This is a genomic window from Streptomyces sp. NBC_01520, from assembly GCF_045040375.1.
Classification (GTDB): Bacteria; Actinomycetota; Actinomycetes; order Streptomycetales; family Streptomycetaceae; genus Streptomyces.
Genome location: NZ_CP109404.1, coordinates 3531308 through 3546010 on the forward strand (window position 1 = coordinate 3531308; position 14703 = coordinate 3546010).

Below are 14703 nucleotides of genomic sequence, written 5' to 3' on the forward strand. Positions count from 1 at the left end.
CTCGCTCAGGCCAGCAGCCCCCGCAGCGGGAACGCCGCCCGCCTGGCCGCCAGCACCGCCTGGTCCAGCCGGTCCGCCGGGTCGTACCCGCCCTCCCACGACTTCCACGACGGCGTACGTCCGTCCGTCATCCGTGCCGGGCCCAACTGCCGTGTCCGGGCGTAGACCTCGTCCCGCCACGACGACGGGACCACCGACTCCGGGGCCACCGGTGCGTGGGCCGCGATCCCCACCAGATGAGTCCAGGAGCGCGGCACCACGTCGACCACCGCGTAACCGCCGCCGCCCAGCGCCACCCACCGACCGCCCTCCACGTACTCGTGGGCGAGCTCGTGGCACGACGCCATGACCGCCCGCTGCGCGTCCAGCGACACAGCGAGATGGGCCAGCGGGTCCTCGAAGTGGGTATCGGCCCCGTGCTGCGTGACCAGCACCTGCGGCCGGAAGTCGGCCAGGAGCTCCGGGACCACGGCGTGGAACGCCCGCAGCCACCCCGCGTCCCCCGTACCGGCCGGCAGCGCCACGTTCACCGCACTGCCCTCGCCGGCACCGGCACCGGTCTCCTCGGGCCATCCGGTCTGCGGGAACAGGGTGCGCGGATGCTCGTGCAGCGACACGGTCAGCACCCGTGGGTCCTCCCAGAACGCCGCCTGCACCCCGTCCCCGTGGTGCACGTCCACATCGACGTACGCGACGCGCTCGGCCCCCAGCTCCAGGAGCCGGGCGATGGCGAGCGCCGGGTCGTTGTAGACGCAGAAGCCGGCGGCGCCTCCGGGCATCGCGTGGTGCAGCCCGCCGGTGAAGTTCACGGCGTGCGCGGCCTCCCCGCGCCACACGGCCTCGGCGGCCCCCACGGACAGCCCCGCGATGAGCGCGGACGCCTCGTGCATGCCGGCGAACGCGGGATCGTCGACGGTCCCGATGCCGTACGCCTGGTCGGCGGCCCGGGGGTCCGCGGACGCGGCCCTTACGGCCGCCACGTAGTCCTCCCGGTGCACCAGCCGCAGCGTGGACTGCCCGGCGGCCTTCGCCGACCGTACGTCCACCGCCCCGTCGAGCCCGAAGGCCCGCACCAGCCCCATCGTCAGGGCAAGCCTGACCGGGTCCATGGGATGACTGGCTCCGAAGTCGTATCCCGTTACTGCGTCATCCCACATCAGCCGCGCGCGCCCGCTCATGCCCGACACCGTATCGGGCGGGCTCCGGGCCGAACGACCGGGCGCACACCAGCGTCGCAAGAACAAGCACCATCGGGACGAGCATCGCGCCCCGGTAGCTCCAGGCGTCCCCGAGCGCCCCCACGAGCGGCGACCCGACGAGGAACCCCACGTAGTTGAAGACGTTCAGCCGGGCCACGGCCACATCGCTCGCCCCGGGGAACATCCGGCCGGCGGCGGCGAACGTCTGCGGCACGATCACACAGAGCCCCAGCCCCAGCAGGGTGAACCCGAGCATCCCCCACCAGGCCCCCGGCGCCGCGGCCACCACCCCGAAGCCAGCCGCGGCCAGCACACTCCCGCCCCGCACGACGGCCACCGCCCCGAACCTCCGCACCCCGAGGTCCCCGACGGCCCGCCCCAGCAGGGTGGTCACCATGTAGACGTTGTACGGAACGGTCGCCAGCTGCTCCGACCCGCCCAGCACGTCCTGCAGATACTTCGCGCTCCAGTTCGAGACCGTCGAGTCCCCTATATAGGCGAACGCCATCACCAGGCAGAGCGGCATCAGCAGCTTGAACGGCACGGACGCACCGGTGCCGGGCGCCGTGCCTTCCCCGCCGGCCTTCGCCGTCGCACCGGCCCCGGTCCTCCCGTCCGCGTACCACCGGCTCCCGACGAGGGCCACGGGCAGCAGGACGGCCACGACCGGCAGATAGGACACGAACAGCGACAGGTCCCAGTGCGCTCCCGCCCAGGCCAGCGACGCCCCGGCGATACCGCCCAGGCTGAACGCGGCGTGGAACCCGAGCATGATGCTGCGGCCGTAGGCCCGCTGCAGGCTGACGCCCATCATGTTCATGGAGGCGTCCAGCGCACCGACGCCCAGGCCGAAGGCACCGAGCGCGAGAGCGACCTGCCACACCTCGCTGCCCGCGCCGACACCGAGCAGCGCCAGCAGCACTACGGGCTGCGCCCACCGGAGCACCGTCCCGGGCCGCACCCGCGCGACCACCTTCTCGGTGGCCACACTGGCGACCCCCGCCAGGACAGGCACAGCGGCCAGGAAGGCGGGCAGCAGCCCGTCGGATATCCCGTACCGGTCCTGAATGGCGGGGATGCGCGTCACGAGCAGGGCGAAGGTCACCCCTTGCACCAGGAAGCTGAGGGCCAGTGAGGCTCTGCCGTACCGCAACCGCGCATCCGTCATGGCCGCGAGCGTAGAGCCAGGAGCTACCCCTGGGTAGATCGATCAGGCCAGCAGTTTGGGGAGCTGCGACATGTCGGAGAAGTGCCCGGTGACGCCGGTGAGCCGGTCCGCCGGCATCATCGAGGTGAATCCGTACACGTCCATCCCGGCGGCGCGGGCCGCTTCGACGCCGAGCGGGCTGTCCTCGATGACGACACACCGTTCGGGGGCGACGCCCATCCGTTCGGCGGCGTGGAGGAACAGGTCCGGGGCCGGCTTTCCCCGCCCGACGTCCTCGGAGCTGAAGATCCATTCCTCCTCGAACCACTGGTCGAGCCCGGTGTTCCGGTGCCCGGCCGCGATCTTCTGGTGGCTTCCGGACGAGGCCACGCAGTACGCGATCCCGTCGGCGACGAGCTCGCCCAGCAGCTCGTCCACCCCTTCCACCGCGGCCAGTTGCTCCTGCTGGAACGCTGTGAGGGTCCGCCGGTGGAGCTCCTCGTCGAAGTCCGCGGGGAGTTTCTGGCCGGTCCGCTCCTCCACGAGGTCGTGGATGCGGTGGACGGCTGCCCCCATGTAGTCGCGGAGGGACTCCTCGTACGAGGTGGGGTGGCCGAGCTCGGTGAGGTAGCCGGCGAGGACGGTGTTGGAGATCGGCTCACTGTCGACGAGCACACCATCGTTGTCGAAGATGACCAGTTCGTAGCGCATGGTCCGACCCTAGACGCTCAGAACGCAGAAAAGCCCCGTGCCACAAGGGCACGGGGCTTTCCCGGAATAATTGTTCGGCGGCGTCCTACTCTCCCACAGGGTCCCCCCTGCAGTACCATCGGCGCTGAAAGGCTTAGCTTCCGGGTTCGGAATGTAACCGGGCGTTTCCCTAACGCAATGACCACCGAAACACTATGAAATTAACCAACACCGGACATAAACACAGCCGTTCGTTATTTCAGAACTAACACAGTGGACGCGAGCAACTGAGGACAAGCCCTCGGCCTATTAGTACCAGTCAGCTCCACCCGTTACCGGGCTTCCACATCTGGCCTATCAACCCAGTCGTCTACTGGGAGCCTTAACCACTCAAGGTGGTGGGAATACTCATCTCGAAGCAGGCTTCCCGCTTAGATGCTTTCAGCGGTTATCCTTTCCGAACGTAGCCAACCAGCCATGCCCTTGGCAGGACAACTGGCACACCAGAGGTTCGTCCGTCCCGGTCCTCTCGTACTAGGGACAGCCCTTCTCAATATTCCTACGCGCACAGCGGATAGGGACCGAACTGTCTCACGACGTTCTAAACCCAGCTCGCGTACCGCTTTAATGGGCGAACAGCCCAACCCTTGGGACCGACTCCAGCCCCAGGATGCGACGAGCCGACATCGAGGTGCCAAACCATCCCGTCGATATGGACTCTTGGGGAAGATCAGCCTGTTATCCCCGGGGTACCTTTTATCCGTTGAGCGACAGCGCTTCCACAAGCCACTGCCGGATCACTAGTCCCGACTTTCGTCCCTGCTCGACCCGTCGGTCTCACAGTCAAGCTCCCTTGTGCACTTACACTCAACACCTGATTGCCAACCAGGCTGAGGGAACCTTTGGGCGCCTCCGTTACTCTTTAGGAGGCAACCGCCCCAGTTAAACTACCCATCAGACACTGTCCCTGATCCGGATCACGGACCCAGGTTAGACATCCAGCACGACCAGAGTGGTATTTCAACGACGACTCCACAACCACTGGCGTGGCCGCTTCAAAGTCTCCCACCTATCCTACACAAGCCGAACCGAACACCAATATCAAACTATAGTAAAGGTCCCGGGGTCTTTCCGTCCTGCTGCGCGAAACGAGCATCTTTACTCGTAGTGCAATTTCACCGGGCCTATGGTTGAGACAGTCGAGAAGTCGTTACGCCATTCGTGCAGGTCGGAACTTACCCGACAAGGAATTTCGCTACCTTAGGATGGTTATAGTTACCACCGCCGTTTACTGGCGCTTAAGTTCTCAGCTTCGCACACCCGAAAGTGCACTAACCGGTCCCCTTAACGTTCCAGCACCGGGCAGGCGTCAGTCCGTATACATCGCCTTACGGCTTCGCACGGACCTGTGTTTTTAGTAAACAGTCGCTTCTCGCTGGTCTCTGCGGCCACCCCCAGCTCATGGAGTAAATCCAATCACCAGTGATGGCCCCCCTTCTCCCGAAGTTACGGGGGCATTTTGCCGAGTTCCTTAACCATAGTTCACCCGAACGCCTCGGTATTCTCTACCTGACTACCTGAGTCGGTTTAGGGTACGGGCCGCCATGAAACTCGCTAGAGGCTTTTCTCGACAGCATAGGATCATCCACTTCACCACAATCGGCTCGGCATCAGGTCTCAGCCTTAACGTGTGACGGATTTACCTACCACACGGCCTACACCCTTACCCCGGGAACTACCACCGCCCGGGCTGGACTACCTTCCTGCGTCACCCCATCGCTTACCTAATACAAGTCTGGTTCATCGGCTCCACCACTACCCTCAACTCCGAAGAGATCGGGCCGGCTTCACGGACTTAGCATCGCCTGATTCAGTATTGGGCGTTTCAAAGCGGGTACCGGAATATCAACCGGTTGTCCATCGACTACGCCTGTCGGCCTCGCCTTAGGTCCCGACTTACCCTGGGCAGATCAGCTTGACCCAGGAACCCTTAGTCAATCGGCGCACACGTTTCTCACGTGTGTATCGCTACTCATGCCTGCATTCTCACTCGTGAACCGTCCACAACTCGCTTCCGCGGCTGCTTCACCCGGCACACGACGCTCCCCTACCCATCCATACTCCCGTTGGGGATATGTGTATGAATGACACGACTTCGGCGGTACGCTTGAGCCCCGCTACATTGTCGGCGCGGAATCACTTGACCAGTGAGCTATTACGCACTCTTTCAAGGGTGGCTGCTTCTAAGCCAACCTCCTGGTTGTCTCTGCGACTCCACATCCTTTCCCACTTAGCGTACGCTTAGGGGCCTTAGTCGATGCTCTGGGCTGTTTCCCTCTCGACCATGGAGCTTATCCCCCACAGTCTCACTGCCGTGCTCTCACTTACCGGCATTCGGAGTTTGGCTAAGGTCAGTAACCCGGTAGGGCCCATCGCCTATCCAGTGCTCTACCTCCGGCAAGAAACACACGACGCTGCACCTAAATGCATTTCGGGGAGAACCAGCTATCACGGAGTTTGATTGGCCTTTCACCCCTAACCACAGGTCATCCCCCAGGTTTTCAACCCTGGTGGGTTCGGTCCTCCACGAAGTCTTACCTCCGCTTCAACCTGCCCATGGCTAGATCACTCCGCTTCGGGTCTAGAGCGTGCAACTCAATCGCCCTATTCGGACTCGCTTTCGCTACGGCTTCCCCACACGGGTTAACCTCGCTACACACCGCTAACTCGCAGGCTCATTCTTCAAAAGGCACGCAGTCACGACTGCATATGCAAGCACATACAGCGACGCTCCCACGGCTTGTAGGCACACGGTTTCAGGTACTATTTCACTCCGCTCCCGCGGTACTTTTCACCATTCCCTCACGGTACTATCCGCTATCGGTCACCAGGGAATATTTAGGCTTAGCGGGTGGTCCCGCCAGATTCACACGGGATTTCTCGGGCCCCGTGCTACTTGGGTGTCTCTCAAACGAGCCGTTGATGTTTCAGCTACGGGGGTCTTACCCTCTACGCCGGACCTTTCGCATGTCCTTCGCCTACACCAACGGTTTCTGACTCGTCTCACAGCCGGCAGACTATGAAAGAGAGATCCCACAACCCCGTATGCGCAACCCCTGCCGGGTATCACACACATACGGTTTGGCCTCATCCAGTTTCGCTCGCCACTACTCCCGGAATCACGGTTGTTTTCTCTTCCTGCGGGTACTGAGATGTTTCACTTCCCCGCGTTCCCTCCACACTGCCTATGTGTTCAGCAGCGGGTGACAGCCCATGACGACTGCCGGGTTTCCCCATTCGGAAACCCCCGGATCAAAGCTTGGTTGACAGCTCCCCGGGGACTATCGTGGCCTCCCACGTCCTTCATCGGTTCCTGGTGCCAAGGCATCCACCGTGCGCCCTTAAAAACTTGGCCACAGATGCTCGCGTCCACTGTGCAGTTCTCAAACAACGACCAGCCACCCATCACCCCACCCTTACAGGTGAGTGCACTGGGGCCGGCAACCGAAGATCCAGACTAAAAAAGCCCGCACCTTCAGATACCCAACAGCGTGCCCGACCCGACCGATCCCCTTCACTTTCCACGCCGAAGCAGTACTCACGAAAACAACCTGTCGTGCCGAATAGTCAACGTTCCACCCATGAGCAACCACCGTCGAACATTTGCCGACGTAATGGTCTCTGGACTCCTTGCGGAATCTAGATGCTCCTTAGAAAGGAGGTGATCCAGCCGCACCTTCCGGTACGGCTACCTTGTTACGACTTCGTCCCAATCGCCAGTCCCACCTTCGACAGCTCCCTCCCACAAGGGGTTGGGCCACCGGCTTCGGGTGTTACCGACTTTCGTGACGTGACGGGCGGTGTGTACAAGGCCCGGGAACGTATTCACCGCAGCAATGCTGATCTGCGATTACTAGCAACTCCGACTTCATGGGGTCGAGTTGCAGACCCCAATCCGAACTGAGACCGGCTTTTTGAGATTCGCTCCGCCTCGCGGCATCGCAGCTCATTGTACCGGCCATTGTAGCACGTGTGCAGCCCAAGACATAAGGGGCATGATGACTTGACGTCGTCCCCACCTTCCTCCGAGTTGACCCCGGCAGTCTCCTGTGAGTCCCCATCACCCCGAAGGGCATGCTGGCAACACAGAACAAGGGTTGCGCTCGTTGCGGGACTTAACCCAACATCTCACGACACGAGCTGACGACAGCCATGCACCACCTGTATACCGACCACAAGGGGGGCACCATCTCTGATGCTTTCCGGTATATGTCAAGCCTTGGTAAGGTTCTTCGCGTTGCGTCGAATTAAGCCACATGCTCCGCTGCTTGTGCGGGCCCCCGTCAATTCCTTTGAGTTTTAGCCTTGCGGCCGTACTCCCCAGGCGGGGAACTTAATGCGTTAGCTGCGGCACCGACGACGTGGAATGTCGCCAACACCTAGTTCCCAACGTTTACGGCGTGGACTACCAGGGTATCTAATCCTGTTCGCTCCCCACGCTTTCGCTCCTCAGCGTCAGTAATGGCCCAGAGATCCGCCTTCGCCACCGGTGTTCCTCCTGATATCTGCGCATTTCACCGCTACACCAGGAATTCCGATCTCCCCTACCACACTCTAGCTAGCCCGTATCGAATGCAGACTCGGGGTTAAGCCCCGAGCTTTCACATCCGACGCGACAAGCCGCCTACGAGCTCTTTACGCCCAATAATTCCGGACAACGCTTGCGCCCTACGTATTACCGCGGCTGCTGGCACGTAGTTAGCCGGCGCTTCTTCTGCAGGTACCGTCACTTTCGCTTCTTCCCTGCTGAAAGAGGTTTACAACCCGAAGGCCGTCATCCCTCACGCGGCGTCGCTGCATCAGGCTTTCGCCCATTGTGCAATATTCCCCACTGCTGCCTCCCGTAGGAGTCTGGGCCGTGTCTCAGTCCCAGTGTGGCCGGTCGCCCTCTCAGGCCGGCTACCCGTCGTCGCCTTGGTAGGCCATTACCCCACCAACAAGCTGATAGGCCGCGGGCTCATCCTTCACCGCCGGAGCTTTTAACTCCACCCCATGAGGGACAGAGTGTTATCCGGTATTAGACCCCGTTTCCAGGGCTTGTCCCAGAGTGAAGGGCAGATTGCCCACGTGTTACTCACCCGTTCGCCACTAATCCACCCCGAAAGGCTTCATCGTTCGACTTGCATGTGTTAAGCACGCCGCCAGCGTTCGTCCTGAGCCAGGATCAAACTCTCCGTGAATGTTTTCCCGTAATCGGGATCACAACACGAGAGCGGAACGACCAGGTCGGAATAAGACCGGTCGTTCACAGCGTCCTCACTGTTGTTGCCTACCAGACCCGAAGGACCGGCAGGACTTTTCAAAGGAACCACCAACCTGCCGAAGCAGGCCGGGGTATCAACATATCTGGCGTTGACTTTTGGCACGCTGTTGAGTTCTCAAGGAACGGACGCTTCCTTCGGTCCCGTTTCACCGGGGCCCTCCGGGCGCTTCCCTTCGTTCTTGCGTTTCCGACTCTATCAGACTCTTTCCTGTCCGATTCCCGGTCGAAGCGGGTTTCGCTTTCCAGTTCTTCGCTTTCACGTTTCCCTTTCCGGCGAGTCCGACTCTATCAGATCCTTTCGGGCCTGATTCCCAGTCAGCGGGGGTTCGTCTTCCCGGTTGTTGGGCCGTTCCGACGAGTGAGACTTTAGCGGAATCCCCAGCCCCGACGCTAATCGGGGTCCTTCGAACGCTGATTCCTCATTTCGCACATGCGCACAGAAAAACATGCGACCGATGTCGCGCGTTTCGAGTGGTTACTGCGGAATGGCTGTCCGGGGACCGACCGAGATCGGCACTCACGTCGGACAACTCGGAGCACACTACGGACGCGTGCGGGCGCTGTCAACCTCCGGCCTGCCCGCCTGCGTCGTGGAACGCCAGCCGGTAGTCGCGCGGGCTGGTAGCGAGGTGTGCGGCGAAGTGCTGGCGCATGGTGATCTCGCTGCCGAAGCCCGTGCGCCGGGCTACCTCCGGGAGGGGCAGGTCGGTCCGCTCCAGGAGCTTCTGGGCTGCGGCGATGCGCCGGGCGATCAGCCAGCGCAGTGGCGTCGTCCCCGTGGTGGCCTGGAAATGGCGTGCGAAGGTCCGCGCCGACATGCCCGCGCGGGCGGCGAGGCCGGCCACCGTGTGCGGTTCCGCCAGATGGGCCAGCGCGTGGGCGCGTACCGCCGCGAGGGTGTCCGCATCCCGGTCGGACTGCGGGGTGGGGTGCTCGATGAACTGGGCCTGGGTCCCGGTACGGAACGGAGCCGTCACCATCGAGCGGGCGATCGTCGCCGCCGTCTCCGCGCCGTGCGCCGTACGCACGAGGTGGAGGCAGAGATCGATGCCGGCCGCCGTACCCGCCGAGGTCCAGATGTTGTCGTCCTGGAGGAAGAGGGCGTCGGGCACCACGGTCACCCGGGGATGGTGGGTGCTGAGGAGCTCGGTGAGATTCCAGTGGGTGACGGCGCGGCGGCCGTCCAGGAGTCCCGCCTGGGCCAGGGTGAAGGCGCCCCCGCAGAGCGCGGCGAGCGGAGTACCGCGGCGGTGGGCGCGGCGTAGGGCTTCGAGTACCGGTTCCGGGGCGGGCGTCAGATGGTCGTCGAGGCCCGGGACCACGATGAGGTCGGCGCGTGACAGCCAGGCGAGTGTGCGGTCCGGGGTGAGTGACAGTCCGCCGCGAAGCGGAATGGGTGCGGGATCGGCGGCGGTGCGCCGCAGGTCGAAGGCGGGGACGTCCCGGTCGGTGCGATCCACTCCCCAGACCTCCGTGATGACCGAGACGTCGAACGCGCGGACCCCGGGGAACGCGACCAGGGCTATGCGGGACGGGCTGCTGTGCGGCGACACGGTCATGGTGGCAGTAAAGCATCGGTCGATGACTTTCCGGCCTATGGGACACAGCCGTCCCGGGAGGGAGGCTGAGGGGCATGGAGATCGCGGAGAACGCAGCACTGGTCGTCGTGGACGTACAGCAGGGATTCGAGGAGGACGCCTACTGGGGGCCGCGGAACAACGCGGACGCCGATCGGAACATCGCCGGGCTCATCGACGCCTGGCAGGCGGGCGGCCGGCCCGTCGTATTCGTCCGGCACGACTCGCTCAAGCCGGATTCACCCCTGCGTGCGGGATATTCGGGGAACGGCTTCAAGGAGTACGTCGAGGAGCGGCGCGGAAAGGGCCGCGGCCCGGAGCTGTTCCTGACGAAGTCGGTGAACTCCGCCTTCTACGGAACGCCCGATCTGGACGCCTGGCTCAAGGAGGCCGGTGTACGGCAGATCGTGGTGGCCGGGATCCAGACCAATATGTGCGCGGAGACGACGGCGCGCATGGGCGGGAATCTCGGGTACGAGGTGTTCTTCGCGTTCGACGCGACGTACACCTTCGACCAGGAGGGCCCGTGGGGCTGGCGGCTGAGCGCGGACGAAGTGGCGCGGGCCACCGCCGTGACGTTGCACGGCGGTGGGTTCGCGAGCGTGGTGCGCAGTGCGGAGCTGGTCGCCGCGGTGGAGCGGCGGTGAGACGGCGGGACGGTCAGCCGTTGCCGGAGGCCAGCTCGCGGCTGCGGTCGCGGGCCGCTTCGAGGGCGGCGATGAGCGCGGCGCGTACGCCGTGGTTCTCCAGCTCGCGGATGGCGCTGATGGTCGTGCCGGCCGGGCTGGTGACGGCCTCGCGGAGCTTGACGGGGTGTTCGCCGCTGTCCCGGAGCATGATCGCCGCGCCGATGGCGGCCTGGACGATCAGGTCGTGGGCCTGGGCGCGGGGCAGGCCGAGCAGGATGCCCGCGTCCGTCATGGCCTCGACGAGGAAGTAGAAGTACGCGGGCCCGGAGCCGGAGAGCGCGGTGGCCGCGTCCTGCTGCGACTCCGGGACGCGGAGGGTCTTGCCGACGCCGCCGAAGATCGTCTCGGCGTGACCGAGGTGTTCGGGGGTGGCGTGGCTGCCCGCGGAGATGACGGACATTCCCTCGTCCACGACGACGGGCGTGTTCGGCATGACGCGGACGACGGGGGTGCCCTCGGCGAGGCGCTCCTCGATGAACGCGGTCGGGATGCCGGCGGCGGCGCTGATGACGAGCCGGTCGGCGGTGACGTGCGGAGCGAGTTCGTCGAGGAGCTTGCCCATGTCCTGGGGCTTGACCGCGAGGATGAGGATGTCCGCGCTCCTGGCCGCCTCGGCGTTGGTGACGGACTCGACGCCGTAGCGGGTGCGGAGCTCCTCGGCGCGTTCGGAACGGCGGGTCGTCACGAGCAGGTCCTGGGCGCGCCAGCCGGCCCGGATCATGCCGCTGAGCAGGGCCTCGCCGATCTTTCCTGTACCGAGGACTGCGACTGTCTGGGTCATGCGGTTCACCCTCCGGGTGGCGGTACGCGTCGTTGGCGCCATCCTCGCACCGCGCCGTCAGGTGGTGCGGCGGCGGAGGGTGGCGGCGCCGAGGCAGAGGACGAGCAGGGCGCAGCCCGCGACGATCAGGATGTCGCGGTAGAAGTCGGCGGTGATGTCCGTGTGGGTGAGGACCTGGTTCATCCCGTCGACGGCGTACGACATCGGCATGACGTTGGAGACGGCTTCGAGGACGGGGTGCATCTGGTCGCGCGGGGTGAACAGTCCGCACAGCAGCAGTTGCGGGAAGATCACGGCCGGCATGAACTGCACCGCCTGGAATTCGGAGGCGGCGAAGGCCGAGACGAACAGTCCGAGTGCCGTGCCGAGCAGAGCGTCGAGCAGGGCGACCAGGAGCAGCAGCCAGGGTGATCCGACGACGTCCAGGCCGAGCACCCATACGGAGAGTGCGGTGGCCAGGACGGACTGGGCGACCGCGACGGTGCCGAAGGCGAGCGCGTACCCGGCGATCAGGTCGCCCTTGCCGAGAGGCATGGCGAGCAGGCGTTCGAGGGTGCCCGAGGTGCGTTCGCGGAGAGTGGCGATCGAGGTCACCAGGAACATCGTGATCAGCGGGAAGATGCCGAGCAGTGAGGCGCCGATGGCGTCGAAGGTCCGTGGGTCGGCGTCGAACACGTAGCGCAGGAGCGTGATCATCAGGACCGGGACGACCAGCAGCAGCGCGATGGTGCGGGGGTCGTGGCGGAGCTGGCGCAGGACACGGGCAGCGGTGCCCATGGTGCGGGCGGGGCTCAAGGGGCGTGGGGCCGGCGTGGTGGCTGCGGTGTTCATCGGGTCGCCTCCCGGCGGCTGGTGGCGGCTGCCTCGTCGACGAGGTGGAGGAAGGCCTCCTCGACGGTGGCCGATCCGGTGCGGGTGCGCAGGGCATCGGGGGTGTCGGCCGCGAGGACGACTCCTTCGCGCATGAGCAGCAACTGGTGGCAGCGCTCGGCCTCGTCCATGACGTGGGAGGAGACGAGGATCGTGGTGCCTCGCTCGGCGGCGAGAGTGTGGAAGAGGTTCCACAGGTCACGGCGCAGGACGGGGTCGAGACCGACGGTCGGCTCGTCGAGTACGAGGAGTTCCGGTGTGCCGAGCAGGGCGACGGCGAGCGAGACGCGGCTGAGCTGGCCGCCGGAGAGGTTTCCGGCGAGGGCGTCGGCGCGGCCCGCGAGGTCGACGTCCTGGATGGCGCGGGTGACGGTGTCCCCCCGCTCCTCGCGGTGGGCGCGGCCTGGCCGGAGCACGGCCGCGAAGTAGTCGAGGTTCTGGCGGACGGTGAGGTCGGAGTAGACCGACGGGGCCTGGGTGACGTAGCCGACGCGGGGGCGCAGGGCCGGGTGGCCCGCGGGGAGGCCGAGGACGTCGAGGGTTCCGCCGACCTTGGCCTGGGTGCCGACGACGGCCCGCATGAGCGTGGACTTGCCGCAGCCGGAGGGGCCGAGCAGGCCGGTGATCCTGCCCGTCCCGACGGTGAGGTCGAGGCCGTGCAGGACGGTGCGGTCGCCGCGTACGACGGTGAGGGCGCGGGCCTCGACGGCCCTTGCCGGTGGAGCGCCTTGGGAATTCATCATGTGATGAATATTGATCCTGCCGGAGGTCCCTCGTCAAGGGATCGGTGATTCCGCGCCCGGCCCGGGGCGTGAGCGGAATGGACAACGGGGGCCAGGACCAAGGCGGCGGGCCCGTCCCGCACGGGGTACGGCTGCTGTCGGTCGCCACCCTGCCGACGAAGCGCGGAGTGATTCCGGTGGCGGCGCCGACGGGCGTGCTCGTGCACGCCGGGGTACGGGCTCACTCCCGTTCGGACATCGCCGTGCGGCCGTGGTGCTGGGAGTGGAGGTGGCGGAGGCCAGTGGGTACGGGTGGCGGGCAACGCCACGGTCCTGCGCCTGCCAGAGCCGCTGGACGCCCTGGGCGTCCCGCCGTACGACCGGTGGGTGGGCCTGGAGCCGGCCGGGCTGCGGCACACCGACCACGCGTACGCCGCACCGGGCGGCCGAGGCACAGGAGGCGCGGTCGGCGCGGGTCGGCACGGCAGGCACGGTCGGCACGGCAGGCACGGTCGGCACGGCAGGCACGGTCGGCACGGCAGGCACGGTCGGCACGGCAGGCACGGTCGGCACGGCAGGCACGGTCGGCACGGCAGGCACGGTCGGCACGGCAGGCACGGTCGGCACGGCAGGCACGGTCGGCACGGCAGGCACGGTCGGCACGGCAGGCTCAGGGAGCCGGTACCGTGCCGACCTGCGGCGGTGCTATCTGCGCCCGGGGCGCTTCCCCTTGCCGCCCTTGCGGGCCGCCGGGTTGCCGGTGCGGGTCGAGCGGCGCTTCACGTACCGGGCGAGGGCGGCCTCGTACTCCGTGCGCCGCAGCTTCTCGCCCGGCGCCTCGATCAGGGAGCGGAAGAAGTAGGCGAGGAGCGAACCGATGAAGCCGATCGACTTCAGGCCCCGCAGGCTGTCCTCGCGGGACGGATCCGAGGGCCGGCGGCGAAACCCCTCCCATGTCCTGCGGAACGCGATGGCGCTGCAGATCGCGAACATCAGCACGACGAGCATGCCGACGAGGCTGCCGACCTCGGCGATCTCCAGGCCCTGGTAGGCGAAGCGGAACACCAGGCACGCGGCCACGGCCGCCGCGAGCGAGCCGACGCTGACCCCGGCGCGCCGCAGCCCGTAGCCCCCGTCGTGGTCGACCCAGGTCGTACCGAAGAAACGGAGGGGTTCGGGCTGCGGCCCCGGCGCGGTGCCGCCGGGCGATGTGCTGCCGAGGGACGTGCCGGATGATTCGCTGTTCTCGCTCACGAATCGATTATCCCCGGGCGGGCACCGTACGGGTCAGTCGCAGCGCGGGGCGATGTACCCGTCACTGCCCGTGTGGACATAGGCGTCGGACACGAACTCACCGCTGGCGATGTTGTCCCAGAGGTTCGACGTGCCGTAAGGACCGGCGATCCACTCCCCCGGCTTCTGGCAGTAGACCGGGACGCTCATCCCGTACGGCAGCGTCCGGACGATCCCGTACTTCGTGCCCGGTCCCTTGCGGACGTTGACGCGGTATCCGGGAGCGATCGGATACAGGGCGACGTCCGCCGCGAGTGCCGTCACCCCCTGGTCCTCCGCCGCCGTGCCGTCCGTCGTGGCGGTGTTCTCTCCAACGCCCATGTGGGCCTCCCCCGTTGAAAGCGATGCGTACGACGCGCAGGCTAACAAGCCCCACGCTCCTCGCACGCACCATCGACTAGGCTCCGTGCGT

Annotated in this window: 10 protein-coding genes and 3 rRNA genes; 1 reads left to right on the forward strand and 12 read right to left on the reverse strand. The window is 65.7% G+C overall.

Annotation, left to right across the window (positions count from 1 at the left end):
* Positions 1 to 5: 5 nt before the first annotated feature.
* From OG524_RS15900 to OG524_RS15930, 7 genes are all read right to left on the reverse strand, one after another.
* Positions 6 to 1178, reverse strand: coding sequence for an acetoin utilization protein AcuC (locus OG524_RS15900; RefSeq protein ID WP_405810730.1), 1173 nt, complete (start codon positions 1176 to 1178; stop codon positions 6 to 8).
* Positions 1147 to 2367 (reverse strand): MFS transporter, encoded by a 1221-nt coding sequence (locus OG524_RS15905; RefSeq protein ID WP_405390161.1) that lies wholly within the window; start codon positions 2365 to 2367, stop codon positions 1147 to 1149. The genes OG524_RS15900 and OG524_RS15905 overlap by 32 nt, the downstream gene beginning before the upstream one ends.
* A 42-nt stretch (positions 2368 to 2409) precedes the next feature.
* Positions 2410 to 3057 carry an HAD family hydrolase gene (locus OG524_RS15910; RefSeq protein WP_405390160.1) on the reverse strand — a complete coding sequence of 216 codons (648 nt, stop codon included), beginning with the start codon at positions 3055 to 3057 and terminating at the stop codon, positions 2410 to 2412.
* Between the two features lie 72 nt (positions 3058 to 3129).
* Positions 3130 to 3246, reverse strand: a 5S ribosomal RNA gene (gene rrf / locus OG524_RS15915).
* A 79-nt stretch (positions 3247 to 3325) separates the two neighbouring features.
* Positions 3326 to 6451 (reverse strand): 23S ribosomal RNA (locus tag OG524_RS15920).
* A gap of 299 nt (positions 6452 to 6750) precedes the next feature.
* A 16S ribosomal RNA gene (locus OG524_RS15925) occupies positions 6751 to 8276 on the reverse strand.
* Together the 16S, 23S and 5S rRNA genes form the textbook arrangement of a ribosomal RNA operon.
* A gap of 646 nt (positions 8277 to 8922) precedes the next feature.
* Entirely contained in the window at positions 8923 to 9918 is a 996-nt protein-coding gene (locus OG524_RS15930; protein WP_405390159.1) for a GlxA family transcriptional regulator, read from the reverse strand.
* 74 nt (positions 9919 to 9992) lie between these two features.
* On the opposite strand from OG524_RS15930, the gene OG524_RS15935 reads away from it, so the two are divergent.
* Positions 9993 to 10583 carry a cysteine hydrolase family protein gene (locus tag OG524_RS15935; protein ID WP_405390158.1) on the forward strand — a complete coding sequence of 197 codons (591 nt, stop codon included), beginning with the start codon at positions 9993 to 9995 and terminating at the stop codon, positions 10581 to 10583.
* Positions 10584 to 10596: 13 nt separating this feature from the next.
* On the opposite strand, the gene proC is transcribed toward OG524_RS15935, so the two are convergent.
* From proC to OG524_RS15960, 5 genes are all read right to left on the reverse strand, one after another.
* Entirely contained in the window at positions 10597 to 11448 is an 852-nt protein-coding gene (proC, locus tag OG524_RS15940; RefSeq protein WP_405390157.1) for a pyrroline-5-carboxylate reductase, read from the reverse strand.
* A 15-nt stretch (positions 11449 to 11463) separates the two neighbouring features.
* On the reverse strand, positions 11464 to 12237 hold the full coding sequence (locus tag OG524_RS15945) for an ABC transporter permease (protein WP_405810734.1): 774 nt from the start codon (positions 12235 to 12237) through the stop codon (positions 11464 to 11466).
* Positions 12234 to 13019 (reverse strand): ABC transporter ATP-binding protein, encoded by a 786-nt coding sequence (locus OG524_RS15950; RefSeq protein ID WP_405390155.1) that lies wholly within the window; start codon positions 13017 to 13019, stop codon positions 12234 to 12236. The genes OG524_RS15945 and OG524_RS15950 overlap by 4 nt, the downstream gene beginning before the upstream one ends.
* Before the next feature lie 684 nt (positions 13020 to 13703).
* Complete coding sequence (locus OG524_RS15955) at positions 13704 to 14252, reverse strand: hypothetical protein (RefSeq protein WP_405810736.1); 549 nt, start codon at positions 14250 to 14252, stop codon at positions 13704 to 13706.
* A 33-nt stretch (positions 14253 to 14285) separates the two neighbouring features.
* Positions 14286 to 14612 (reverse strand): SH3 domain-containing protein, encoded by a 327-nt coding sequence (locus OG524_RS15960; protein ID WP_405390153.1) that lies wholly within the window; start codon positions 14610 to 14612, stop codon positions 14286 to 14288.
* Between the last annotated feature and the right edge of the window lie 91 nt (positions 14613 to 14703).